This is a genomic window from Acidicapsa ligni (assembly GCF_025685655.1).
Lineage (GTDB): Bacteria > Acidobacteriota > Terriglobia > Terriglobales > Acidobacteriaceae > Acidicapsa > Acidicapsa ligni.
On record NZ_JAGSYG010000003.1, the window covers coordinates 418,168 to 442,673 of the forward strand.

The 24,506-nt window shown below is 53.9% G+C and carries 21 protein-coding genes; 2 read left to right on the forward strand and 19 right to left on the reverse strand.

Annotated features, from left to right (window positions below):
• Positions 1 to 2: 2 nt before the first annotated feature.
• The gene (locus OHL19_RS12160; protein WP_263357967.1) at positions 3 to 2,480 is read right to left on the reverse strand and encodes an ABC transporter permease; all 2,478 of its coding nucleotides are present in this window, start codon (positions 2,478 to 2,480) and stop codon (positions 3 to 5) included.
• A gap of 237 nt (positions 2,481 to 2,717) precedes the next feature.
• Here OHL19_RS12160 and OHL19_RS12165 point away from each other — a divergent pair, with 237 nt between their 5' ends.
• Positions 2,718 to 3,509: a L,D-transpeptidase family protein gene (locus tag OHL19_RS12165; protein ID WP_263357968.1), complete on the forward strand. Its 792-nt coding sequence runs from the start codon at positions 2,718 to 2,720 to the stop codon at positions 3,507 to 3,509.
• A 34-nt stretch (positions 3,510 to 3,543) separates the two neighbouring features.
• Here OHL19_RS12165 and OHL19_RS12170 read toward each other — a convergent pair whose 3' ends face one another.
• From OHL19_RS12170 to OHL19_RS12180, 3 genes are all read right to left on the reverse strand, one after another.
• The gene (locus OHL19_RS12170; protein ID WP_263357969.1) at positions 3,544 to 4,284 is read right to left on the reverse strand and encodes a M15 family metallopeptidase; all 741 of its coding nucleotides are present in this window, start codon (positions 4,282 to 4,284) and stop codon (positions 3,544 to 3,546) included.
• 63 nt (positions 4,285 to 4,347) lie between these two features.
• On the reverse strand, positions 4,348 to 6,492 hold the full coding sequence (locus tag OHL19_RS12175) for a VWA domain-containing protein (RefSeq protein WP_263357970.1): 2,145 nt from the start codon (positions 6,490 to 6,492) through the stop codon (positions 4,348 to 4,350).
• 1 nt (position 6,493) lies between these two features.
• Complete coding sequence (locus OHL19_RS12180; protein ID WP_263357971.1) at positions 6,494 to 9,601, reverse strand: TonB-dependent receptor; 3,108 nt, start codon at positions 9,599 to 9,601, stop codon at positions 6,494 to 6,496.
• A gap of 1,070 nt (positions 9,602 to 10,671) precedes the next feature.
• Here OHL19_RS12180 and OHL19_RS12185 point away from each other — a divergent pair.
• Positions 10,672 to 14,322: a TonB-dependent receptor gene (locus OHL19_RS12185; protein ID WP_263357972.1), complete on the forward strand. Its 3,651-nt coding sequence runs from the start codon at positions 10,672 to 10,674 to the stop codon at positions 14,320 to 14,322.
• Positions 14,323 to 14,800: 478 nt separating this feature from the next.
• Here OHL19_RS12185 and OHL19_RS12190 read toward each other — a convergent pair whose 3' ends face one another.
• The 15 genes from OHL19_RS12190 to OHL19_RS23075 form a co-directional block, all read right to left on the reverse strand.
• A complete protein-coding gene (locus OHL19_RS12190; protein WP_263357973.1) occupies positions 14,801 to 15,604 on the reverse strand; it encodes a hypothetical protein in 804 nt (267 codons plus the stop codon).
• 17 nt (positions 15,605 to 15,621) lie between these two features.
• Positions 15,622 to 15,990 carry a M15 family metallopeptidase gene (locus OHL19_RS12195; protein WP_263357974.1) on the reverse strand — a complete coding sequence of 123 codons (369 nt, stop codon included), beginning with the start codon at positions 15,988 to 15,990 and terminating at the stop codon, positions 15,622 to 15,624.
• Between the two features lie 138 nt (positions 15,991 to 16,128).
• Positions 16,129 to 16,611, reverse strand: a complete 483-nt coding sequence (locus tag OHL19_RS12200; RefSeq protein WP_263357975.1) for a hypothetical protein — start codon at positions 16,609 to 16,611, stop codon at positions 16,129 to 16,131.
• Between the two features lie 145 nt (positions 16,612 to 16,756).
• Entirely contained in the window at positions 16,757 to 17,197 is a 441-nt protein-coding gene (locus OHL19_RS12205; RefSeq protein WP_263357976.1) for a hypothetical protein, read from the reverse strand.
• 11 nt (positions 17,198 to 17,208) lie between these two features.
• Complete coding sequence (locus tag OHL19_RS12210) at positions 17,209 to 17,658, reverse strand: lysozyme (protein ID WP_317890574.1); 450 nt, start codon at positions 17,656 to 17,658, stop codon at positions 17,209 to 17,211.
• A gap of 42 nt (positions 17,659 to 17,700) precedes the next feature.
• The gene (locus tag OHL19_RS12215; RefSeq protein WP_263357977.1) at positions 17,701 to 18,105 is read right to left on the reverse strand and encodes a hypothetical protein; all 405 of its coding nucleotides are present in this window, start codon (positions 18,103 to 18,105) and stop codon (positions 17,701 to 17,703) included.
• 608 nt (positions 18,106 to 18,713) lie between these two features.
• Positions 18,714 to 19,277: a hypothetical protein gene (locus OHL19_RS12220; RefSeq protein WP_263357978.1), complete on the reverse strand. Its 564-nt coding sequence runs from the start codon at positions 19,275 to 19,277 to the stop codon at positions 18,714 to 18,716.
• The gene (locus OHL19_RS12225) at positions 19,274 to 19,738 is read right to left on the reverse strand and encodes a transglycosylase SLT domain-containing protein (protein ID WP_263357979.1); all 465 of its coding nucleotides are present in this window, start codon (positions 19,736 to 19,738) and stop codon (positions 19,274 to 19,276) included. Before OHL19_RS12225 ends, OHL19_RS12220 begins: the two co-directional genes overlap by 4 nt.
• 57 nt (positions 19,739 to 19,795) lie before the next feature.
• Complete coding sequence (locus tag OHL19_RS12230) at positions 19,796 to 20,887, reverse strand: WD40/YVTN/BNR-like repeat-containing protein (protein WP_263357980.1); 1,092 nt, start codon at positions 20,885 to 20,887, stop codon at positions 19,796 to 19,798.
• An 11-nt stretch (positions 20,888 to 20,898) separates the two neighbouring features.
• Complete coding sequence (locus OHL19_RS12235; protein WP_263357981.1) at positions 20,899 to 21,285, reverse strand: hypothetical protein; 387 nt, start codon at positions 21,283 to 21,285, stop codon at positions 20,899 to 20,901.
• Positions 21,286 to 21,393: 108 nt separating this feature from the next.
• Positions 21,394 to 22,206 carry a hypothetical protein gene (locus OHL19_RS12240; protein ID WP_263357982.1) on the reverse strand — a complete coding sequence of 271 codons (813 nt, stop codon included), beginning with the start codon at positions 22,204 to 22,206 and terminating at the stop codon, positions 21,394 to 21,396.
• A 63-nt stretch (positions 22,207 to 22,269) separates the two neighbouring features.
• Positions 22,270 to 22,644, reverse strand: a complete 375-nt coding sequence (locus OHL19_RS12245) for an NTF2 fold immunity protein (RefSeq protein WP_263357983.1) — start codon at positions 22,642 to 22,644, stop codon at positions 22,270 to 22,272.
• A gap of 87 nt (positions 22,645 to 22,731) precedes the next feature.
• Complete coding sequence (locus tag OHL19_RS12250) at positions 22,732 to 23,151, reverse strand: hypothetical protein (protein ID WP_263357984.1); 420 nt, start codon at positions 23,149 to 23,151, stop codon at positions 22,732 to 22,734.
• A gap of 9 nt (positions 23,152 to 23,160) precedes the next feature.
• A complete protein-coding gene (locus OHL19_RS12255; protein ID WP_263357985.1) occupies positions 23,161 to 24,090 on the reverse strand; it encodes an RHS repeat-associated core domain-containing protein in 930 nt (309 codons plus the stop codon).
• Positions 24,091 to 24,224: 134 nt separating this feature from the next.
• Entirely contained in the window at positions 24,225 to 24,485 is a 261-nt protein-coding gene (locus OHL19_RS23075) for a phage NrS-1 polymerase family protein (RefSeq protein ID WP_396126770.1), read from the reverse strand.
• Positions 24,486 to 24,506 lie beyond the last annotated feature (21 nt).

Below are 24,506 nucleotides of genomic sequence, written 5' to 3' on the forward strand. Positions count from 1 at the left end.
ACTTACTCCGCGCGCAGCGCACTCAGAGGATCGACACTGGCTGCTCTGCGCGCCGGAATCAGGCTTGCCACCAGCGCTACAATCACCACCCCATACACTGCCATCGAATAGCTGAAAATGTCGTATGGCTTCACTCCATAGAGTGTAGAGGCAAGCGCTTGCGAAACCAGCCCTGCCAGCGGCACACCAATAGCAACTCCGATCGCCGTCATAACAAGGCTGTCCCGCAACACCATCCACACCACCTGCCCGCGTCGCGCGCCCAGTGCCATCCGTACACCAATCTCCGCCGTGCGATTGTTTACGCGATACGTCAGCGTCCCATAAAGCCCCGTCGCTACCAGCACCACGGCCAGTAACCCGAAGAAGCCCGCAAGCCGCGCAAACAACAGTTGCTGCGAAATCGTCGTCTCATACTGAGCCCGCTGCGTCATCGGCTCTATCAGCGGCAGTGTCGGATCTATCTGCTGTAGCACCTTCTGCGCACTCGGCAAAATTGCCAATGGATCGCCGTGAACGCGCATCTCGACATGCATCTTCATCGTGATTGGAATCTGCGCATACATGTACCACGCCATTGGAATCGGCTCTTCATCCACGCTTCTGTACTTGTGATCTTTTACCACTCCGACCACGGCCATCGTGTACTGGCCGTTGTCCGATCCGATCGTATGCCCCAATGGATTCTCGTTCGGAAAAAATCGTTTCGCAAATTGCTCATTGATGATTCCGACATGCGGCGAACTCGCTGTATCCGAATCCTTGAAGTCGCGGCCCATCAACACCGGCACACCCAGCGTATGAAAGAAGTCAGGCCCAATCACGTTGCTGCGCACTGTCCCCGAAGAACCGTTCGCTATCTCCGGCAACTTGCCATCCACCATCATCGCGCTATTGTCTGACGACCACGAACCCAGCCGCTCTTCCATGATCGAGACGGACTCCACACCAGGTAACATGCGCAACTTGCGCATCAATCCTTGATAAAACTGGATACCTTCTGCAACCGAATGCGACTGAGGATTTACCCCAAACACAACCAGCCCATCCGCAGGAAAACCCAGAGAAATATTCTGCAGATTCCTCAGCGTGCGAACCAGCAACCCTCCGCCCACCAGCAACACCACACACAAAGCCATCTGCAAAGTCACAATGACTTTGCCCGTCCGCGAATTCCTCGCATCCGTATTCGAAGTAGCCGAAGAAGTCTTCAGCACCAGCCCGGGCCCAGCCGAAAGCGCAATCCGCAACGGTGCCAATCCAAACAACAACGCAGCCAGCACAAGGATTCCCAGCGTAAACAGCAGCACAGTGTTATCCGCAGCCAGGCTGGTCTCAATCCGCGCCCATGACCCTAAAGCCTTCGTCGCAACAGCAGCAAACATCCATGCCAGCCCACCGCCAACGGCCACGAGCAGCAGGCTCTCCGTCAGTAACTGCCGAAACAACTCGTTTCGTCCCGCACCCAGCGCCAGCCGCAATGAAAACTCACGTTGCCGTGCAGCGTTGCGAGCCATCAACAACATCGCCACATTGCTTAACGCAATCAGCAGAACCAGCCCCACCATCGCCATCAACATGCGCAGCGGCTTGCCGTACTGCGCATCGTACCCAGGAAAACTCTTCGCATCCACGAAGCCCAACACCGGCTTCCTCTCACCCGGCTGAGGATTTCCAAGCCCGATATACGCCGCCGTTTGAAACTCCGATTGCAGCCGTGCAATTGCCTGCGTCTTCGTCACACCCGAAGCAACACGCGCAATCATCCGCATGCACCACCACGTTCCGTCATCTTGATATAACTTGCCGTCATCCGGCGGATTACCCCATGCATTCAACTCCACTCGATGTTGCAGAGGAATCCAGAAATCCGTCGAATGACCAGCCTCCGTACCCTCGAACCCCTCGGCAGCCACGCCTATAATCGACAGCGGAACCCCGCTTACATAAAACGTCTTCCCAATCACTTCCGGACTCCGCGAAAACCGCTGCGTCCAGTACTTGTAGCTGATCACCGCATACGGAGCATGCAGCCCTTCATCCTCCGCTGTAAAGCCGCGGCCTCGCGCCACTTCCACACCCAGCCCCGAGAAGAAGTTGCCGCTAACCATATCGCCTTCCGCTTCCTCGGGCGCTCCATCAAAACGCACAGCGACCTTGCCGGACGATAGCGGCACATAGGCCATGACATCTGCCAGGCCATCATGCTGCCTGCGCAGAGCATCGTAAACCGGATAGGAGAACGTCTCATTCGTATTGATCGTGCCCGTGTTAAGCGGAGGATTGGAAGTGCGGAGATACACCACGCGCTGCGGATCAGACACGGGCAATGACTTGAGCAACACCGCGTTCATCACGCTGAATACAGCAGTGTTTGCGCCAACTCCCAACGCCAGCGTAAGCACGCAAACCATCGTGAAACCGATAGATTTCCGCAATTGCCGAATCGAGTACCGCAGGTCATTTAGAAAATTGGCCATTCCGCACACCTCATAATCTCAAAGGGAAACCGAACCTCTTGCAGTTGCACCTGCGAAGCCAAACATCTAAGGCTCTATGTCCTTTATTTTCTGCCTTTATCTAAACCTGACTGTTTTTCACACTGTCCATAACCGGATTTATTCGTCCACTATAGGACAACCTGCGATAAGCTGGCGGCCCAATGGAAGAATGCAGATCCTCACAAAAGTTCCGCATTTTGGCCTACACTGCCTGCAATGAGAAATGTATCTCCTCTCCGTCGCCTATTGTTGGTCGCAGTTCTCTTCATCTCTGCTCCTATGCTGGCTGGCGCCGTCACGCCAGATGCTTTCATGCACTCCACCCAGATGATCCTAGTCACCACTCCCGACTGGAACACCGTCGAAGGGCGCCTGCAGCGATACGAGCGCACCACCACGCATGAGACCTGGCATGCCGTAGGCGAACCAATCTCCATCGTCGTCGGCAAAAACGGTCTCGGCTGGGGAATAGGCGTGACTGCAACAGATGCACCCATTCGAGCAGCTTCCGATCCGGTTAAAAAAGAAGGCGATGGCAAATCGCCCGCAGGCATTTTCTCCCTGGGCACTGCGTTTGGCTACTCATCTCAGCCTTTGCAGGCATTGAAAATGCCCTACCTGAATCTGACTCCATCCATCGAATGCGTGGACGACATCCACTCGAAGCACTATAACCGCATCGTCGATCGCTCTGCCGTTACTTCGGATTGGAACAGCTCCGAGCACATGCGCAACACCGGCGAATCCTACCGCTGGGGAATCGTAGTCAATCACAACGGCATCGATGCGGATGGCAACACAAATCCGCCTCAACCCGCTGGCGGCTCCTGCATCTTTCTTCACATCTGGCACAGTCACAACGAAGGTACAGCCGGATGCACAGCCATGCCGCAAGCCCAACTCGAAACCCTGCTCATCTGGCTCGATCCAACACGCAAGCCGCTCCTGGTTCAACTGCCGGAGTCTACCTATAAACAGCTAACTAAACGCTGGAGTTTGCCAAAATAAACCCGTACTCGTTCGCGCTGAACGGCAAACCTTCCTACTGTCCAAGATCCTCAAACTTTATATTCAGGATTGGATACTGTTTCCAATCCTTGTAATCGAAGTGCCACCACTCTTTGGGAATAACCTTGAAACCCTCATTCTCCATAACCTGGCGCAGCAGCGCGCGACGAGCACGTTCTTCCTCCGTGCCACCGGTGTAATCGGCATAAGCGCGATCGGTCATTTCGTCATAGCCACTCGGCATCTTCACTTCCCTGCCCGTTTTCAAATCATATAAAGACAGGTCCACAGCGCACCCACGATTATGTTTGGAGCCAGCAGACGGATCGGCAACAAAGATTCTCTTATCCACGGGCACAGCATCCCAGAACATCTTCGTGACATACCACGGACGATATCCATCGTGAATGATCAGCCCGTATCCCTGCGCCTTGAGTGCATGATGAGCGCGAAGCAACGCCTCCGCAGCCGGCCGTTGCAAAAAAGCCCGAGCCTGCGTGTATACCGGCGTACCTAGAAAATTGTTCGTCGTGGCATAGCGAATGTCGAGCTTGATTGTGGGATCAAGCGTGACCAGTTCCACCAAATCCGGCTTGAGAAAACTTCCCTGCTCCTGGGGTGGCTGCTGCTTAAGCGCCTCCGTACGCAACTCTTCCACCGGACGCAGAGGCGTGAGATGAAAGCTGACCTCCTGCGCAAAGCCGGGCAACGATAGAAGAAGACAGAGAGCACCAGGACGAATCCAACTGCTCAATAAAGATTTCACTGGCCTCATCGCAATAACTCTCATGGCGTCCAATGTATCACGCGAAATTCAATCTCTGCCTCTCATCGGACCTTACGGAACGATGATGATTGGAGCCTGCCAGTAGGTCGATTTTTGTCCTGAGGGATCGACGATGGTGACCTGGCACGTGTACTCCCCTGGCGGAAGTTCGTTGAGAGGTATTGTGAAGCTCAGCGGAGTTACGCCTAGCCGGGTGTTAGCTTGAGGTGTAGCTTCTACAGGCTGGGATTGAAAGACTTTGTTCTGCGCCTGGTAGAGGTTGACGTAAGCGACCAATGGTTGCGGAGCGGCGGCTGGTCCTGAGGCGGTCCCAGCTTCAGGCGCTTTATAAGCCAGCAGATAGACAAAGAGATTGTGGTCTTTGCTAAAGACGCGGGTAACACTTGGAATAAGTTTCTGACCGTTCTGAACAAGTGGATTGACGGCCTGTTCTTTCTCCTGATCCTTGGTCTTTTGCGCGTTGTAGAGAGCGTCTTTGATGTCAACCTTCTGGCTGCTGAGAACTACAGAACTGGTCGGGATGTGTTTAAGTTCCTTGTTCAGATTAGGCACAGTAAAGGTGGTCTGAAAGGTGCCAATGCGTCCGGTTTCATCATCGCGCGCGAGGAACTTGATCTCGTATTTTCCGGGCAGCAGGGTAAAACCCGCTTCATATTCGATAGGACGTTTGGCCAGTTCGGCAGCAGTGGCGTCGGTGAGTTTTACATTGACGTTGTCACGCAGATTGGTAGCTGTCGTTCCAGCGTACGTGTCTTTAACTTCGCCGATGAAGTCGATAAGTGTATGTTCAAATCCGCCACGCTTGGCGAGTGCTAACTCGCGGCCGGGAATCTTGACAACGATAGGGACGAAGTACTCGGCGCGATTGAGTTGGAAGTAGTTGATCTCCATCGCAATGGTAAGTTCCGTGATGGGATCGGAAAGCATGAGCGCATCTTCAAGCTGGCGCTCTTTGTCCGTGGCATTGAACTTCCCAAATTTCTTGCCCGCGAAGTAGCCCTCACGATAATCGAGCGAGGCATTGAGCTCAGGATTGACGGTGATCTTGATGTGGCGAAACTTTCCATTCAGAGCATCGTTCGTGGTGTAGTACCCAAGGATGTAGTAGTCGCCGATAGCCTGTTGTGCCTGGACGATTCCTTTGGTGAGATCGTTGTAATCGAAAAGAGCCTTACCGCCGGTATCGCCTGCGAGTGAGTAGAGCGTGTCCTGCGATTGCTGAAAGTTAGTGGTAAGGGCAAGCGCGGCCGCACCGGTATACATGCCGATGTTGCCGGGCGATCCCTGCGTTGCGTCCCCTAATGGAGCCTCCGCAACGAGACCGCGAGCATCGATAGGCCAGAAGGAAACTCCAGCGCGTACAGCCGCATCGACCGTCGCATGAAGCTGCGCCTGGTTATCGATGCCATTGAGACGAAGCCCGCTGGCAAAGTAGATAAGTGATTTTTTCTCATTGAGCGAGCCAAGCATTTTCGCTGCTGTCTGCAACGCAGAGAGCTGTCGGTCCGTGTTGAAGATGTTGAACTCGCTGTCGTCCTGGCCAAAGGCCGCACCGGTATCGGAGGCACTCGCATCGTCGTTGATTTCCGAGTTGCCCTGGCCTTCGCCTACGATGAGAGTTTCAAGGATACTCAGCAGTCGATTGCGGTCCGCTGTAAAGTCCTGGAGCACGTCCACCGAGCCACCGGAGTAGCGCAGAATCGATACAAGATCGGACTCGGTCATCTGCGTTCGTATGAACTTCTGCGCAGCCGCCAGCGCGCGTAACTGATCGTTAGGCGGCATGGCAGACATGTCAAAGTAAAGAGCAAGCAGGCGTCGGTCTTTGTAGTGGATGTTGCCAGGCTGTTCAGGTGCAATCTGACTGCGGGCGAGACGGCGATAGAGCTTGAGATCCTCAGAGCCTTCAGGCATCGGCGCAGCAGGAGTTTGCGGCAGAGTCTGGTGTTCGCAGAAGCGGATCGTTTGTGACGCTCCATCTTCGGTAACGGTGAAGTCTTTGGCGCTGAGGCCAGAAATAGGATTGCCCTTTTTATCTTTTACAGAGATCGTTTCGACGACAAGCTGCGAGCCGACAGAGATGGTAAAAGTGCCGTCGGAGTTCATCGGTGCATTTTGACCTATGGTCTGCGCATGGGTTGAGAAAGCGGCTAAGACTGCGACGAAGACTGAGGTTAGAACTCTTTGTATTCGCATGTCAGAACCTCAGCCTTAGGGTCGATTGGAGGCTACGCATTTGATTGGCAGCAGCAGGCAATCCAAACTCGGAGCTGTTGATGGTCGTGTACCAGTTGGTGTAAGTAACATGATTGAGCAGGTTGGTAGAAACAATCTGAAAGTCGAGGTCGTAGCGATTGCGCACGCGAAATGCGCGAGCCATCGATGTGTTCAGAGTAAAGACATTGGGGCCGGTGATGGAGTCGCGGCCCGCTGTTCCCCATTGACCCGTCTGCGGTGTTGTGTATGCCGCGGGGTTGAGGAACAGGCCCGATGGAGCATCATGCACCGATACTCCCGTCAGATCAGGGCGGATGGTGCCGGTAACTCCTGTGCCCGGCACAGTACCAAAGTAGACCGGTGTCTGAGGCAGGCCTGTGCCGGTGGCGATATTCGTGAGCAACGTCCATTGCTTGAAGAGCGTACCTCGCCAGCCATCGAGCAGTGTGCCGCCACGCATGCCCATTCCCGTAGTGTATTGAATCTGCGCATTGAGCAAGTGTCGTTGATCAAAGGTAGATAGGCTGCGCTCCGCGCGAAGATCCAACCAGTTCTGCGCAATCGTCGCAGAGGGTTGCGAGGAGCTTGTGGAACTGGCCGCCACTGGCCCCTGGCCACCCAGCACAGAGTCATCGTCTATGGATTTTGAATAGGTGTATTGCAAGGATGCGGTGAACCCGCTACGCAGTCTGCGCCGCAACTGGAGCATGCCTGCTTCGCGGCTGGAGCTGCCGTTCGAAGCACGGTAAGTAAAGCCTACCGGGCAGGACGTGCAGGGATTGGCCGCTCCGATGGGATAGGTATTGGGCAGGAACTCCTGTACGCCGTGAGTGCCCTTGATGCCGAGATAAGTCGCGGTCAGTTGCAATGAAAAAGGCAAGTCACTTTGCACCGATAGCTGCCAGGTCTGAGCAGAGCCGACGCGGAAGTTAGGATCGACGGCGAAGGTATCCTGCGTAGTCTTGGAGCACGGGTTGAATCCCTGGGCAAGAGTAAGTGGACAGGCCGGGCTATTTTGCACACTTAGACTTTTAGAGAGCGGAGCCTGCTGGGCAAGCGCAAGAGCCGTCGCTTGATAGACCGATGTGTCCTGATAGATACCGTAACCCGCGCGCACAACAATCGATGAGCCTGCAAGCGGTCGCCAGGAGATGCCGATACGCGGCTCAACGCCGAGCTTGTCAGGACGGATCAGCGACGTTGGGTAGTTCTGCCGGGTCAGCAAGCCTGTGGGGCTGCTGGCCAGCACTGGAACCTCAGCGGCAAAGCCATTGGTTATATCCAGATTGACCAGGCGGTTGAATAGCTCCGTGATGGGGGCTCCGTACTCCCAGCGAACGCCCGCGTTGATAGAGAACTCGGGCTTGAGCCGCCAATCGTCGGTTGCGTAGGCGTCATATACAGACTCACGAAAATACTTATCTGCGTTACCAAAGGCGATAGCGCTCGTATCCGGAATGCCCAGAAGAAAGTCGGCGAAGTCGGAGCCGCCGGTAGTTACTCCATTGACCGTGGTCTGCGTAGATGCGCCGGTGAAAGCGAAGGAACCACGCGGGTTTTGCTGCGACAGATAGTTGAACTGCTGACGGCGAAAATCGCCTCCAGCCGTGATGTATTGATTGCGATGATTCCAGTTGACGTAGGACGAGATGGAGTTGGTTTCGTTGCGATTAAAAGAGCTTTGCGCATCGGTGAGCGAAGCTATGCCGCTCGAAAAGTTAAGGCTAGGCGGACCCCAATCGCGAGGGTCCTGGCTGTTACCTGAGATGTTGGCGTTACCGGAGATGTTCTCTACATTCGCAAAGTAAGGACGGACCAGTGTTCGCAGGCGACTAAAGCTGTATTTCGAAGTAAGAAACATCTGATGGCCCAGGCGATGCGACCAGTTAATGTTGGTGTCAACGCCAAGCGTATCCGTCGTGTCGAGGAAGTGGAAGATGCTGTTTCCATTGGCGCGATTGCTCGTGAAGGCAAAGCTTCCAAAGAGCTGATCGCGGCGTCCTATTCCTTTATCCAGGCGGGTTTGCAGCACGTCCTGATGCGTGTTACCCAGAACGGGTACCTGGTAGTTATAGATCGAGTTGCCCGAGTTTTCAGTGACATTGGGCAGTGGATAGAGATCGAGTAAAGCCTGTGCCTGCGGGCTGATCGGCACCTCGTTGTTCTCGAATGGCAGACCTGTGAGGGGATTGAAGATCTGCAACGGCTGGCCCTGCGGATCAAGCGCATGGGAGAAATCTCCTCCGCGCTCGGCAACGTCCGGAACAAGCGCGGACTGCGTAGTATCGGTGCGATTGCGCATCCACTGATAGACCATGAAGAAATTTGGGCCATGATAGAAGAAATGTGGAATGCGGATCGGGCCGCCAAAGGTCGCAACACCCGTGACCTGCGTGTAGTTGGCTTTAGGAGTATCAAGGCCGCTCAAAGAAAACGGCCTCGCATCGAGCGCGGAGCTGTCGACGACAAGCGCAAGGCCTCCGTTGTAGAGTCCCCTGCCGCCGTTACGTGTGTTGCCAAAGGCGCGGTCTAACGCGAACTGCGAGGTCGCCGCGTTATTGACGCTACCGTTGATCAGCAGCCCGTCGGAGGCGCGCTGATCCGTTGATTGCGCGGGCGCCGATTGCGGAGCTTGCGGTGCCTCAGGCTTGGCCATCTCCGAAGTTTTCGCATCCCTCGGCTTGGTCTGCTGAGTCGCTTCGGCCTGTAACGGCGCGGCGGCAGGAGTAACGGAGACAATGAGCTTGGCCTGGGCCTTGATCTCATCCAGCGATAGCAGCTTCAAATCCCACTTGCCTGCAGGTTGATTAGAAGCAATAGTGACATCCTGCTTGATCGTGGCAAAGCAGAGCATCTCAACTTGAATGGACCATGACCCATCAGCGAGATCAGGAAAGGAATACGCGCCTTGTTCATTGGTGATCGCCGTCAGCTTCTGATTCCCATTCGTAGCGGTAACAGTAGCCCCGGGAACAGGCAGACTATTAAACGTGACCTGGCCGTGATATTCCGAGGCTGAAGCCGTGAGGCCGCAGAGCCACACGATGGCGAACAGGAGCAGTGTTTGAGCAGTGCGCCGCCAGGGCATCCGGTTTCTCCGAAAATAAAACTAGTTGCTGAAGATGATTCGACGGGGTCGATGACGATTACGTCAACTGGCCTTTCCTGAATCCAGTTTTGACCACAGCTTTTCCCGATGACTGCTAAATCAATTGACGTCCAATACGCCATTGCGCTCACGTAGGAACCACAATGCAGCGATCCGAAAAGTTCTGACTCAGGGGCAAGAGAAGAATACAGACTTCTTCAACGCCGGGCAAACAACACGATAGATGCGATGCCAGTAGCTCATGATTCACTCCGAAACCAGCCGTAGAAGCTACGTGTAAGTCCGACTACATCGCCAGGATCAACCTTCGTAAATCCAAAGAATCAGTTACTCTCTGCATACTGGATTGCCGTGAGAAGGTTACAGCATTCATCGATGACAATTGAGTACAGATGTTATTAACTCTGGTCGGATGTCAATGGCTTTATAAATAGAACTATTCTTCTTGACTTAGGAATCGACAAGTTATTACATCGCGGCTTCATCTAATTGCATTTTGCCAGCTTGGGCCACGTCCGCTGCGATGAAATGAAGTTCACATCGACAACTCGACAGCGACTCCGGGATCAGAAACCCAGAACAAGATCAACTCCATACAGCGAAAACGCCAGGCAAGCTGAGAATAATCAGACCTTAACTTCCCCTCCCCAGCTTCAGCCGGTAGATATATACCTGCCGGATGAGCAACACCGGCGAGATCTATCTGCATTGCGGGCCGTGCGATGCGGAGATGCCCTTTCCAATCGACCAAGCCCGGTATTCGCCGCCCGTACGCGGAAAACGGCCTTTTCCTGTGATGGTGGCCAGAGTTGCGGCGAGCATTAGAGGCTCAAAAATTCTCTTTTCCGAGCGAATCAAGCCCCAATGATCGCCAGGTAGGAATTGACACCATTAAATGAGCGTAAAAAATATCGTTTCCCAAAAACAAAAACTGGCTGTATAACGTCTACACAGCCGGTCAACTTGAAGGGACGTAATCGGGCCCGATTCGTTCTTGCTTTCCAACATCCGTTGGAGTACCGGCGAGCCATCTTCAGAATGGAGCCAGCATGACCTGTCCCACGCTCGTTCGGTTGAGAAGTATTTCCGTCTCCCTCTTCGCCTTTTTCATGCTGACTGCCTTGTCCTTTGGACCCTTGTCGTTCGGACAAGGATATTTCGGCACCGTCAGTGGACTCATCACCGATCCTTCCGGTGCGTTGATTCCAAACGCCAAAGTAACTCTTGTCGACCAGAACAAGGGTTTTCACTTCGATGGCAAGAGCGACGAAGGCGGCCGCTATCTCTTCCGCGCCGTGCCGCCAGGGGTGTATACCGTCTCCGCTGAGGCACCCGGTTTCAACAAAGAAGAAAGAACTAACATCCGCGTCAATATCAGCGAAAATCCCGCAGCCAACCTGCGATTGAAGATAGGTTCCACGCAATCGGTGGAGGTGAATGCAACCGATCAGCATCTCGACGTGGACGATGCGACGACAGGTGTAGTAGTGGGCCGGAATCTCATTAACAGCCTGCCGATGATCGACCGCTATGTGCTGGATCTCACAGCCTTGGCACCCGGCGTGACCACGGCAGACGATCAGTGCGGTACGAACTGTACCGGCACCAACTTCGTCTCCAACGGCAGCCGCAACGCAACCGCCGACGTGCTGCTGGATGGCGCGACGATCACCAACTTCGAGCCCAACGGCGGCGTGACGCAGGTGACGTATGTACCCTCATCGGAAGCTGTCGAAGAGCTGCGCGTAGAGCAGTCGAACTTCAGCGCGGAGTATGGCTTCTCCGGCGGTTCGGTAGTCAACATGGTCACCCGTTCGGGCACCAATCAGTTCCACGGCGAGGTTTACGACTTTGCCCGCAATACCATCACCGACGCCAACTTCTGGTTCAATGACGCATACGACATTCCATTGCCACCCGTCCACCGGCAGAACTTCGGCGGCGTCCTCGGCGGTCCGATCTGGCACAATAAGGCCTTCTTCTTCTTCGATTACGATGGCACGCGGCAGAGCAACGCTTCCAGCTATCAGGCAGGTGTGCCTTCCGACGCCGAGCGCAACAGTGGCGACTTCGGCTCGGTCTGTTCCAACGCAGGCGGCACCTTTGATTCGACGGGCAAATGCTCGGTGGCGTCAGGCCAGATCTGGGATCCGTACGTAGCCACCTATGTCTCCACCGACAACGGCGCCGGCCCGCTGCGCAGCAACTTCATCCCGTTCAACAACGTGGGCACTTACACCAGCCCCGGTAACGCCGTAGCGAATATACCCTCTGGTCCCGGCAACCTGATCGACCCTGTCGCGCAGAAGATGATGAAGCTCTTTCCCGAACCCCTGGCCAACGTGCAGGCGCAGAGCGGGACAATCTACCACAACTGGAACGGCTCGGGCGCAACCGCTAATCCTAACGATCAGTACGATATCAAGGTCGACTATCGCTTCAACGAGAAGAACCTGCTAAGCGGCAAGTATTCCGATCAGTGGACGAGCACGGTGGCCTACAACTGCTTCAAGAACTTCGCTGATCCCTGCGCTGGCGGCCCAAATAAGTCGACCTCACACCTCCTCTCGATCAACGACACCCATACCTTCAGCCCGACAATGCAGTTGACCACGATTTTCGGCTTCACCCGTGGCACCGAGCGCATCAGCGCCTACAACGGAGAGGGCGGCGTCACCGATCCGCTGGGCACGCTCGGCTTCCCGGAGTATCTCAACTCCAACGGCATCGTCGGCGTTCCGGCAATCTTCATCAACACCTATTACTCAGCCGGATACACCAGCATTGGCGGCGATCCCTACGGCAACTACAAGCAGGGCCAGGATACCGGGCAGGTCACGGTAACACTGGATAAGGTGCTCGGGCCGCATGACTTCAAGATCGGCTTTGAAGGCCGCCTGCACCAGATGAACTACATCCAGACCAATGCGCCGGAAGGCATCTTCAACTTCGACAACACCGGAACGGCGGGCTGCCCATATACCTTCGACGCATGCGGCGGCGACGCGATGGCCAGCTTCATGATGGGGCAAACCTCCCTCAACAACGTAGGCACTTACGAGATACAGGACGAGCCCGCGACCGAAGATCACCAGTTTGCCGTCTACGGGCAGGAGAACTGGAAATTCAACAGCAAGCTGACCGTGAACCTTGGCCTGCGCTATGACGTCTCCATCCCGCGCACCGACCGCCACAATCGGCAGAACTGGTTCGACCCGACGGCTACGTACAGCATCGGAACCATACCGGCGGTGGGCGGCGAGAGGTTTGCCAGCTCCAAAGAACGACACATGGTCAACACCGACTGGCGCGATATTCAGCCGCGCTTCGGCTTCGCATACCTGCTGTCGCCAAAACTGGTAGTACGCGGCGGCTACGGTATCTACTATTCGCAGTCCCGCGCCGGTGCAAGCGGCGTCACTCCGTACGGCTCGCAGGGCTTTAACCAGTCGACGAACATGATTCCGACATTCAACAACGATGGCGCCACCGCATACCTCCACCTGAACAACCCGTTCCCAAGTGGCCTGAACCAGCCTCCCGGCAACTCGCTCGGACTGCTGAACGATGTAGGCCTGGGTGCCACTGGTCCGCTGCGCAACATGGTAGCCACGCCCTATGAACAGAGCTGGAGCTTTGGCTTCGAGCAGCAGCTCCCTTCCAACATGAAGTTCGGCCTTTCGTACATCGGCAAAAAGGGAGTGCATCTCTACTTCTCAGGCGCCAACTACATCAACCATCTCGGGCCAGAGGTTGAGGGCTACTCGCCAGACCAGATCAGCAACCTCTTCAACTACGTCAACAACCCCTACTCAGGCCCCATTACAAACCCCAACAGTTGCCTTTCTTCTCCGACCGTGCCGCTGTTCCAACTGCAGGAGCCGTATCCGCAGTTCTCCTGCGGTGGCGTCTCTACCGAAGCATGGCCGATCGCGTGGTCGATCTATCACGCGATGCAAGCGGTCTTTGAGAAGAGCTACTCCAACGGATTGCAAATCCTGGCCACCTATACCTGGTCAAAATCGATGGACGACTCTTCGGTTCCGGACGACAACACGACCTGGCTTGGCAGCTTCACCAGCCTGCAGGATCCGAACAAGCCGTGGCTGGAAAAGAGCCTCTCCACCTTCGATATTCCGCAGGTCTTCCAGGTGAGCTACACCTATGAACTGCCGATCGGCCGTAAGAAGCTCCTAGGAGCCAATATGCCTCGGTGGACAGATGCGCTGATCGGCGGCTGGAAGACGAATGGAATCTGGCGCGTCAGTGATGGGCGCCCGCTCAACTTCGGCACCTACGACGGCACTTCGCTCCCAACTTACGGAGGACAGCGGCCAAACCGTGTGGCCAAGCCGCGGCGCACCTCCGGCAAGGACTCCGTATGGATCAACCAATACATCGCAAACCCCGATTCGATGGTACTGCCCGCACCGTACACACTCGGCAATGCTCCACGCGCCGATGGAGAAATCCGCACACCCGGCGCCTTCAACGTTTCCGCGAGTGTGAACAAGGTCTTCTCCCTCTCCACGATCCGCGAAGGCCTCTCGCTGGAATTGCGCCTCGAAGCGCAGAATGCATTTAACCATCCAGTCTTCGGAACCCCGGATCAATCAATCGATGATCCCGACTTCGGAGTCATCTCCTACACTCAAAACTCACCCCGACAAATGCAACTGGCAGCAAAGATCAACTTCTAACAGCACCACTTCTAACAATGCGCACAATCGCGAAACACCAAGAGGCCCGGAGCAATCCGGGCCTCTCGACTGTGAAGGACTCAAATCACCATGCAGCATTGAAAAATAAATAACCTGAAAATAAGACATCTGGATATACCCAGCATGAAGACACCAGGGTCTCAATGAAGATTCGGGGTGGCTGGAACGAGCCTTTTGCGACTTATACATTCAGCATGAACGGACCTAAGCACGACTAAACGGGAATGACCTTTCCTTCACTGTTTGGCGATAGGCATTATGTTGCCGAACAATAAGTCTACTGCGTGTGAAGGAACGAAAGCACCGCCCCAGTTCGCTTATCTAGTTGGATAATCACCTCACCACCCGTTTCACCCCCATGCAAATTGGGATACCCGATCACAGTTCAGACCTTTCCCTTGTGGCCCACTCTAAAAGGAAATTAGGATGTGAACTTGCCCTTTCCCCCTGATCGGAATTACCAACCGATTGCGGGTAGTACTGTCGGCATCTTCTTCAAGCGGATGTCTTTCCCTCCTGTTCTGGCCATATCATCTCGATTGAACAACGCTCCAGTCAATGTTGGCACAAGATGGTAGTGCGTGACGCCATTCGGTGTATCTGCCGCGAACCGGATTGTTTTTTTGTCCATTTCGATCTGCGAGAGCACGAGTGGCGTATTTACAGGCTCATCCCAGTAGCCTTCGTGGAAGGTAATCATCCCTTCAGTGCCCTTGCCTGTCGAGAAGAAACGGATGTCAACTCCAGTTAAGTCTCCTCCTTCGTTGGAATAGGCGGTGTTGGAGTATCGACTGGCTACAACCTGATGTTCAGGATTTGCACGCGCATTTTGAGGAGGAAGTTTAGTGGCAGCCACTTCACAGACATACTTCGAGCTGCCAGAGCGTGTATCTACAAGTTGAACCTCTCCAGCCAGTTCTTCGGATTTCAAGGTTCCTTTGAATCGATAGTTTTTGTCTCCTAACCCTGCCCATTGGACGAGCACCGCTCCGCCTTCCCCAAGTTCGAGTCTTGAAAACTTCTCCATACTAGCGACAACAAACACTCCTCCACTGTTGTGTGCTTTGTCGAAATAAAGAAGCCAAGCACTTGGACAGTACTTCACATCTTGCGAAGTTCCGAAAAAGAATTGCCCATGAATCGAATTTTGCTCTCCGGAACTGCCAGAAATCTGCCCAGAACAAACAGCGCACAGAAGACATGCCGCAGGGACGCAGAGGACCAGCATACCCACTAAAAGCCTAACCGTTTTTACTTTCATCTCCACAACTCCATGCATTACTGTTTTGCGTTCCAATAGCCTTCTGCACCTAAAATCATGCCCCACTGATGATGCAAAAAGTTTCTTCCATCAAAATGCGGGGGATCTTTGTGCGACTGAAAATCCCCTCCCCAAACGAATCCATGAGCCTTCATGACAGAGGTGATTGTCCCAAATTGCTGGCTGTGCGTCCCATTTAAGTCCACAGCGCCGCCCGCTTGATGCCAAGAGAACATCGCAGCAGGATTTGATCCTGAGCCGCCGTTTTGCATCCTAGTCTGATCTGAATCGGTTCGGAATCCGCTATTGATCTGCGGAACTATGCCATCTTGGTTGAGTTCCCCAAATGCAGCGTTCAAATGAGTTGCGGTCTCAGGGGAAAACACGGCATTCACATTTCCACTTTCAGTCGTATATTGCGCGAACGGCGATAGGGGAACCAAAAAATCGTAGGTAAAGTGGTCTGGTTTTATGGCCGCGTTTCCCGACGAGCTCTGCTGTTGGGCCGATGACTACTAACGAGTTTAGTGGGCATGAGCAGGCTGAGATGATGTCATATCGATGGTCATCACATGTTTGTAGTCTTGTTGAAACGACGCCAACGGGATCATCGTTCGGTATGCCCTCTTACCCCTCGTGTACAGAACCAGAACCGCGTCAGAGTTTAAAAACTTGTTCAGCAGATCGACCCGCTTCTTCGTGGAAGGCTCCACTTCCAAGCCCGCCGGGATACGGGCCATGCAACCCAGCCTCCCGCAACTCGTAAAAGGGACTTTGATCGCACCCGTATCGTCAAGCGCCATTTTCCACGAGTTTCCGTCTCTCGTCGCCTTCGCAAACGCAACGAAAATTCCTTGCCCTTGGGTCGCTCGTGGGTCTACATAAAATGCGATGTACTCTGGCTGCCGAGTGTTCCGCGCCAGCGCAACGTTCACCCCGACATACTCGCGGAAATCCTTCGGGTTCGCAGGGCTACCTGAGTCCCCGCGCAATACTTCCGTCTGCATTAGGCACCCGCGTGGTGCGCAATCGGTCTTCCAGTTCACTTGGAGGTCATCCGAGCCGTTATGCCCCAGATTACTCTGAGAAAATGACAGTCCGCGGAAGAGGACTAGTACCACCAACATTCTGCAAAAAGACACTGGCATCAGATCATTTCTTCAGTTCAAAATAGTCATTCGCGACTTCGACTACAGCATGGTTCTTGCTGATAAGCAGATCTGTCCCGGGGTCAGCAAATTCTCCGCATGCCTTGGTTGAATGCAGCTTGTTAATGCTGATTTCTACGAGAGGGTCATCGCCGAACCCAATTAGGTTTGGAGTGAACCTGTACTTTGCGAGGAAATCACTGCTCGTGAGATGGTCGACTTCGACCGACTTGATCGGAACGTCTTTCCCACAAACGGTGATTTGACTTGGCGACACTTTGATAACCAGGCCAATAATTGCCCCCTCTTGCTTTGCGTCGAGTCCGACTGGTTGGCCGGCATCGTAGGGCTTCCCCACAGTCCATTTGCCAATGGCACTGGAGGGGAGCCAACCTTCAACCAACAACGCAAATGCGATAATTCCGAGTCCGAGCATTCTAATCATGCATTCCCTCCTCAATGGCTGCTGTCGTAAACACCATTGGCGTATATGTTGTATTCGCTTCGCCGACGCGCCATTAAGCTTGGCACTTCTACCAGCTTTCCACCCACGTGTGCATGACCATATGCTGTGAAGTTGCCTTCAGTTACAGCAGTGCCAGAGGCGACATTTGAGAACAGCGTGGAATCACCGTAGTGCGATACGTTGAATGCAAAAGAAACAAGTCCATCGAACTGCTGCTGGCTAAGAGAAGCACCAAGGCCATTCACGGATTTCTCGAATCCAGCGAGATCGCTTTTCAAAAGAACCTCACCCTGCTCCGTCGTAATGCCGTCCTTAAAGTCCGCGCACTTGCCGCAATTATGTCCCCAACCGATGGTTCCATTGCCGAAGCCATCATCCTTCGCGTAGGTGAGTCCCGTCTTTCTATCAACTGTCCCATTCCAGCCTTCCCAACCTTCGATGAAAGCTACTCCGGCTGCGCTTGTCTGTTGGGCCTGGTTTTATTAGTTGCCAAAGAGTTCGTATACCGTCAATCGCTCCTTATCCCCGCTCAGGATAAAGAGTCTGTAGTCGTAGGGGCCGCGCCCTTTGTCGTCGAGGTAATACCAGCAACTTGGACAATCGTTTACATACGGGTTTGCGAGTTTCCGCACGAGCACAGCCTTACTGAATCCCTGCCGAAACGGATATTTCTGTAGGAGCTTAGTGCCGTCGTTTTCACTAATCCGCAGACTGGCATACCAGTCATAGGCGGAATGCTCTTTCCCTGAAATCGTATATGTGTCGATTCCCGTGTAGGCTCGTATGCTGCGGTCGACGAATGTCGCATGCGCCCACTGCAGGTAAAGCCACGTCGCCACGAATGCGACCACGAGAACGCCCAGGATACCGTAAAGCGCTTTCTTCATGATCAGTTCCTCGGAATCGTGTTTGGCGGTGGCGTTGTTCCATACAGAACCCAAAAGGGCTTTCCGGGCAAATGCGCTGCTGTATCCACCAAGATCTCACCCGTCTTTGATCGAGCTCCGGCTTATCTCGATGCTGTAGCCCTCCTTGGTTCGGATAGACTCTAGTGTTCCCATTATAGTTGCGAAGCGCATCGGACATACTTCGGAACCCAACATCGTTTCCAGCACCGTCGTGGATCGTTGCCTTATTCAACAACCACTTCAGAGATGCGGCGGCGCTTATAGCTGGTGTCATCGTCTGGCCTTGCTCAAGACCCGTCATCGCTCCCTTCTGCGCAGACCAGTCTCCAGCAACGTTTACCTGAAGTGGGTCCGTAGCAAAAGCGGCAGGCGAGCCTCCGGATTCAATCATTGCTTGGGCCTTCAACTGTTTCGGTGTTACATAGAGCGGCGACCCAGGAGCTATGGTGTTGTCTTGGTCGAATTGATTAGCTGCATCGCTAAAAACTTGGTCATTAGCAGCGCGCCAAGAGTTCGTACCAGTTTCCGGATACCCCACAATGGGACCAATTCCATTCTGTTGGGCCGACTAATGGCTCAAAAACCACTCAATGACACGGAAAGGGTAATCGAGATGGTGCTGTAATCCCCGGATCAATACAAGCCGCTTTCTCCAACTCAGCGCGAATTTCTGGCGGCATTTCAGCGGGACTAAATTGCACGGCATACCCACCGTTATCCTGCGAGACTAAATGTTCAACATACAGATGCTTTGTTTTTCCAGAGAAAATCGCAATTCCAATCCTTCCGTCCGTGCATTGGTGCGGCACACAACCACGCATAATGACTTCGTAGTCCACACCCTGCGATGAACTTCTGATCCAGTCAGGTGCCTTGACAGCAAAAAAGGGATCGTGCAGGGTATTCGAGTCCCATATGATCTGGTGCGTTAATCCGTCTCTCTCGATTACCGCTCTCCAGTCACCTTTAAGGCCACGACCAATAATAAGCTCCTCTGCCGATGTCCCTGCCGATAGCGTCTCACGCTTAGAAACGCTCGAAAACAGAGTTTTCGCAGGGGCAGTTGCCTGACCATTGCACATCTGGCTGGTGAACGACGCAAGCCAGAAGCATAAAGGCATGAGTGCGATGATGAAGCGACATGGTTTCATGGAACATACCTCTCTACTGAGTTGATGTAGTGACCCAATGTCTCTCCGCCGTATGAAAGTTTGCGCATTGCGTCATACCCACCTTTTGAATTTATCGCTCCATTTACTCCCTTACGGGAACCGCGATAATACCCAATAGCGATTTCGAGGGAGTGTTCAGGATGGGATTTCGGCACAGGACCGTTTTTCAGATCACCGAGATAATGAGCTGCCGTAGTCACCTGATTGGTGATCGCAGACGCACTCGTACCGGTGGCATCACCGTTACTCAATCCGTATTGCGATCGAACTCCATCCGTCAAACCAAACAAGCCGTTCGCCGTACTAGTAGAAGATTGTGCTGCGGGATTGAACGTTAACTCTTGCCCAGCCATCCCCACTAAAACATTCGGATCAACTCCATTTTGATTTCCAGCACCGATTGCTGCCGCTTCAAAGGCTATGGCCTGAGGGCCACTCAAATTTGAATTCAGAATCGTTTGCTCGGCGGCGGGTGACAGTCCCTGCTGTTGGGCCGACTACTGAGTTCGATTTCCGCAGCTCTCATTTGAGAGCTTGTCTTCAGATTGAAAGCGGAACGCTCGGTTTTGAGTCGCACCAAAAATTTCTGACCCATAAGATGTCAATGCCACGATCTTCTTTGCTCGTAGTATTGGAAACCACGTCTCTCCGCTATCCTTGGTTTCCATCAAGACATCTTCATCATTAGTAGTCGATGGTGCTATGCCAAACCCCGTGCATTGACCTGTAAATGTGAGTTGGCCAATCGCGCTGGGCGGTCGCGCGACAGGCTTCAGTGATTCACCACCGATCTGCCCACTGAGCAGCCTCCCATTCTTCAAGCTGACATATACACGGTCAGCAACAATGGCACCTGAGATAGGGTATGCGTCTTCCTCTCCATCTGGAGTATCCATCTTCATTAGCTTCCACGACTTCCCAGAATCTGTCGAAGCATAGACAGAATACGGACCCCAGGCAAGTTCGTCGCTACCAATTGCCTTGACACTATCGAGGTAGCCGACAGCTTTTTCCAAGCCCATCGCCTGCCAGGTCTTTCCATAATCGCTACTGACAGAAATCATCGGAGTTATCATTCGCGCTTCGGCAGTGGTTGGATCGCGTGCGTACTGCGGCAACTCTGCCAGCTCTTGCTTGGTCGTTGCGACGCTCCTTCCGCCAACCAAAAACATCTGCTGAAGGGTTTCCGACGAAGCAGTAGATAAATAACTAACGTTTTCCTCTTGCAACGGGATCACTCTCGTTGCTGCACCAGGAGCATTGTTCACAAGGAGTGAATCCGAAGATAGACGCAAGGAATGCAGTAAAGGTGTCAGCCACGCCGACGACACATCGACAGATGATGCTTTCTTCAACTGGCTCCAAGAGCGGCCCCCGTCAGTAGAGGTCAAGGTCACTTGCTCCTTGATAATTGCACCTCGATTTCCGTCGATTCTCATGGCCTTTGTCGAATAAAGTTCATCGACAGGGAGGTTCCCAAGCCATTGGAAACCCACCGGCCGAGTGATCGCCGGTGTCGCCTGAGAAAACACTGCCATACATCCGACAAGCGTTAGCAAATAGCAAACGAGCAAACTTTTCTTTTTCATCTTTTACCTTTTCACGGTATGAAATCCGTCCCGACAACTCGAAGAGCATCGCCGCGGCTTCGAACGAAGCCCTGATTAACTGCTCGCCATTGGGAGTAGGGCGAAGGAGTTGCATTCTTAACGGCACCGATATCTCTTTGCAATTGAATGGCAAGCGCGCTTCCCGGCTTCGCCTTTGCCGCTAGAGTTGTTAGATGTTTGCCTGCAGGCAGGCCGCGATAGGTCTTGGCATTTCCAACGTGACCTAAATTGAGCATTGTGCCGGCCATGAGGTTAGCTTCTTTATCCAGAGTCGCATCTGTGATTACTGCTCCCCCGGGTGGGCCTACCTTACGTCCTGATTCATCGTCTGCATACTGGTTAGTTCCAACGGAGGCTTCGCCAGTCTGCTCACCCATCAAAGTTTGTACCATCGTCAGTTGTTGGCCTGTAGGCAAAGCCGTGGAATTATTTTGTTGGGCCAACGCTACCGGCATCCGCATCATAAGTGTAAGCAGCCCACCAGCCTACTTGGGACGGTCAGACACCGTGATCGTGCAGTCAGTGGCGATAGTGTACATGTAGTGCTGCGTGACCACGATCTCCGGCACATGCGGCAGCCGCGTCAGAACCAGGAACACGTCCGTGTCCTCAGGAAGGTCACTCAGCACATGCGTGTGGTAACCGGTTTCCACTTTCACCTTCGGGTCTGCGGAGACGGACTCGATGATGCTTTTGTGCATCTGGCGCTTTTCTGTGATCTTGGTTCCATCCGGCGAGATGCGGTAGCGCACATCGGCTCCCAGCGGATAGACCCCCTCTTTAACCTGGGCCGGATAAAGGTACACGTACAGGCTTCCGCCATCTGCCGGGAGCACGGCGACGTTATAGGGGCGATCCGCTCCATGAAAATCCCGCATAGCCATTTCGATCCCCCTGGCTGCTGCGAGATTCCAGCCTGTATCCTCCCGCGCCGGGTCGAAGCTCTTGACCGTGTATTGGCCGCCCGATTGGATCGCCTCGGAGACCACCAAGAACTTATCCTCGGTCACACTCAACCGTCCGAAGTCCACCACCCAACCCGTCTCGGTCTTGTGGGCGATATAACGATTGGAAGACCCCTCTTTTGGATGGGTAGCCAAGACTGCATCCGTGGCCTGCCAGGCTGCGGCATCATATCCCGCGAGGAGTCGACCCCGCTCAGTGATCGCCGTCAGTTCCGCAGCGGACGGTCTGCTTGCTGCTCCCGCGCCTGCGACGAACAAGAGCAATACGGCTAAAAAGGCGACCGGGACGAGCCCTTTGCGATTCATGCGCACAACGTGAATAGACCGGAGCATGGTTACTTTGGAACGACCTTTCCTTCGCTGTTCGGCGATGGGTATTGTGCTGCCGAGCAAAACCTATTGTGTATGAAGGAACGAGAGCACCGCTCCGGTCCGCTTATCGAGTTGGATAATCAGCTCACCGCCCGTTTCACCGCCATACAAATGAGGATCGCCGATCACCGTCCAGACATTTCCCTTGAGGCCCGCTCTAAGAGGGAGTTCGGATGTGACCTTGTCCCTTCCCCAGATCGGTATTGCAACAGCTAACGCGATTGACTTTGCAGTCTCCGCGTCCGGGATGACACCGGCTGCTGGAAGGACGGTCTTATGGCTTTCAGCTAGCCGACGGTCGTATTCGATCATGTCGCTGTCGTTGACTACTGATTGAGCGATGCCACTCCCCAACAGAACTGCACCCATAAGGCACGCAACCAAAGTATTTCTGCGCATGACTCTCTCCTCTTCCCGATGCCGTAGGCAGCACGCCCTTTGATCGGAGCGATACGGAGACCAGAGGACGGCCTGAACCAACGATCTCTACTTGGAACTTTCGAGCGAGAAGTCCCTTGCCAAGATATTGATTGTGCCGCCCGGAGGGCACATGCTCACACTAAAGTGCAGGTGCTCCTCGAACCCCCGACCGCCCAAAATCACATCGAACGGACTCGGTTCCGAGACGGCATTTTTCCAGTCTGACGACTCGTAGCATTCTGCACCTGAGATGTCATCGGCGCACATGGACTTAGCCGCTAAGTACACGTCGGATGCAAAATAAACACACTCCTTGAAGACGATGTCTGTTGGTGTTAGAGAACCGCCTGCGCCTAGCAGCTCTAGCGAGAGCCTTACCCGGTCCTCTCCTTCATGCTTGTAAAGGCAGAAGCCCACCAACTTGGAGTCGTGCCACGAAATCGAATTGAATTTTTGTACGGTTAAGTTTTCCATCTGAACACTCATTTCATTGCCTCACGGTACTGGGATAAGGTTTCTAGGCGGGAAGAGGATTCTCGACGCTTCGCTCACAATCCAGTAGATGATTACACCAGCCGTAGCTCCTCCGGCGGCGCGCTTCATATTGGCCTGTTCTTCAGGTGTAAGTGGACGGGCGGGCTGACGGGGCGGTTTCTTGCCCCAATCCCAATCATGCACGTGAGGATCACCTGCCCCATGATCGTGGCCCTTATCAATATCCTTTACTGCCTTCCCATCCGGGCCAGAAGTGCGAGTAGTGCTGCCACCCTTCCCGTCAGGAATAACCACAGTCGAATCTGGTGGCAGCCCTTGTGCAGGAGTTCTGCCTGGTGGCGGAGGCGTATTGTTCTGGGCTAGCAAAGTGTTATCAGGCGTTTGCGTAGCACTCTGTTGTTGGGCCCCTTGTGCAGCGCTAGCAGTGGAAGCAGCAACCATTCCATCATATGCTTCTTCAGCCGCTCTTTCGTCGTCCTTCGTTCCCATGTTTGGATTGTGTTCTCCCGGAGTTAACTCGGCGGCAGGCAGTGAATCACTATCGGCAGTCAGTGTCATGCCGACCCAGTTATTCTCCGTGTTTGCCGAAGCGGCGTGTCCGTCGGCATCGACGCGGTTGAGCGGTCCATTTTCTACATAGCTGTAGAGATTGAGTGTCTGCGGATCGCCGAAGCTGGCATAGGGAACAGCCGTGGCGCTGCCTGCCCAATCCGGAGTCATAAAGCGGCCTAGATTGCTGGCATAATACCGCGCTCCAAAGTCATCCAGACCGCTCTCCGGGTCACGCTCCTTGCCGGTGAACTTGTAGTTGTTGGCCGTGTCGTTCTGTGCGATGACACGCTCCCCGCCGTAGGGAAAATAGAGAGAATCATTCAACACGTTGCCTAATGAATCTGTGACCAGAGCCGTTGTGCCAAGGTTATCTTCCACATAATATTTCGGCGTCGTCGCTCCAGGATCGATTCGCGCAATCCGCTGACCATTGAAGAAGATATAGCGCGTCGGATTGTTGCCTGTAGCGTCCGTTTCTGTCAGAGCTGTTGAATACGCATGGATTTTTCTAGTTACATACGACGGCGAGCTACCTCATCGATGAAAACATCAACCTGACGCGCAACTACGCCAAGAATGGTGCGAGGCAGATAGTCTTCGCGTTCCCACTTATCTCTCACTAATTTGGATTGGTACATGATATTGCGGATACGCTCGCAATTCTTACCTGTCCAGAATGCCAGATGTTGAGCGATAGCACTGTCCGCGGCACTCGCGTCATATCCTCTCGCGGGATCTGGATACGCGAGTGCGAGAGCTTTTGCGTCAGCCAGAAATAAATCTGCAAAGCTCGC

Bases quoted from the DNA above. Each gene is read 5' to 3' on its own strand.
- OHL19_RS12160 (WP_263357967.1), bottom strand. From the start codon at position 2,480: ATGGCCAATTTTCTAAATGACCTGCGGTACTCGATTCGGCAATTGCGG.
- OHL19_RS12165 (WP_263357968.1), top strand. From the start codon at position 2,718: ATGAGAAATGTATCTCCTCTCCGTCGCCTATTGTTGGTCGCAGTTCTC.
- OHL19_RS12170 (WP_263357969.1), bottom strand. From the start codon at position 4,284: ATGAGGCCAGTGAAATCTTTATTGAGCAGTTGGATTCGTCCTGGTGCT.
- OHL19_RS12175 (WP_263357970.1), bottom strand. From the start codon at position 6,492: ATGCGAATACAAAGAGTTCTAACCTCAGTCTTCGTCGCAGTCTTAGCC.
- OHL19_RS12180 (WP_263357971.1), bottom strand. From the start codon at position 9,601: ATGCCCTGGCGGCGCACTGCTCAAACACTGCTCCTGTTCGCCATCGTG.
- OHL19_RS12185 (WP_263357972.1), top strand. From the start codon at position 10,672: ATGACCTGTCCCACGCTCGTTCGGTTGAGAAGTATTTCCGTCTCCCTC.
- OHL19_RS12190 (WP_263357973.1), bottom strand. From the start codon at position 15,604: ATGAAAGTAAAAACGGTTAGGCTTTTAGTGGGTATGCTGGTCCTCTGC.
- OHL19_RS12200 (WP_263357975.1), bottom strand. From the start codon at position 16,611: ATGCAGACGGAAGTATTGCGCGGGGACTCAGGTAGCCCTGCGAACCCG.
- OHL19_RS12205 (WP_263357976.1), bottom strand. From the start codon at position 17,197: ATGATTAGAATGCTCGGACTCGGAATTATCGCATTTGCGTTGTTGGTT.
- OHL19_RS12215 (WP_263357977.1), bottom strand. From the start codon at position 18,105: ATGAAGAAAGCGCTTTACGGTATCCTGGGCGTTCTCGTGGTCGCATTC.
- OHL19_RS12220 (WP_263357978.1), bottom strand. From the start codon at position 19,277: ATGAAACCATGTCGCTTCATCATCGCACTCATGCCTTTATGCTTCTGG.
- OHL19_RS12230 (WP_263357980.1), bottom strand. From the start codon at position 20,887: ATGAAAAAGAAAAGTTTGCTCGTTTGCTATTTGCTAACGCTTGTCGGA.
- OHL19_RS12235 (WP_263357981.1), bottom strand. From the start codon at position 21,285: ATGGGTGAGCAGACTGGCGAAGCCTCCGTTGGAACTAACCAGTATGCA.
- OHL19_RS12240 (WP_263357982.1), bottom strand. From the start codon at position 22,206: ATGCTCCGGTCTATTCACGTTGTGCGCATGAATCGCAAAGGGCTCGTC.
- OHL19_RS12245 (WP_263357983.1), bottom strand. From the start codon at position 22,644: ATGCGCAGAAATACTTTGGTTGCGTGCCTTATGGGTGCAGTTCTGTTG.
- OHL19_RS12250 (WP_263357984.1), bottom strand. From the start codon at position 23,151: ATGAGTGTTCAGATGGAAAACTTAACCGTACAAAAATTCAATTCGATT.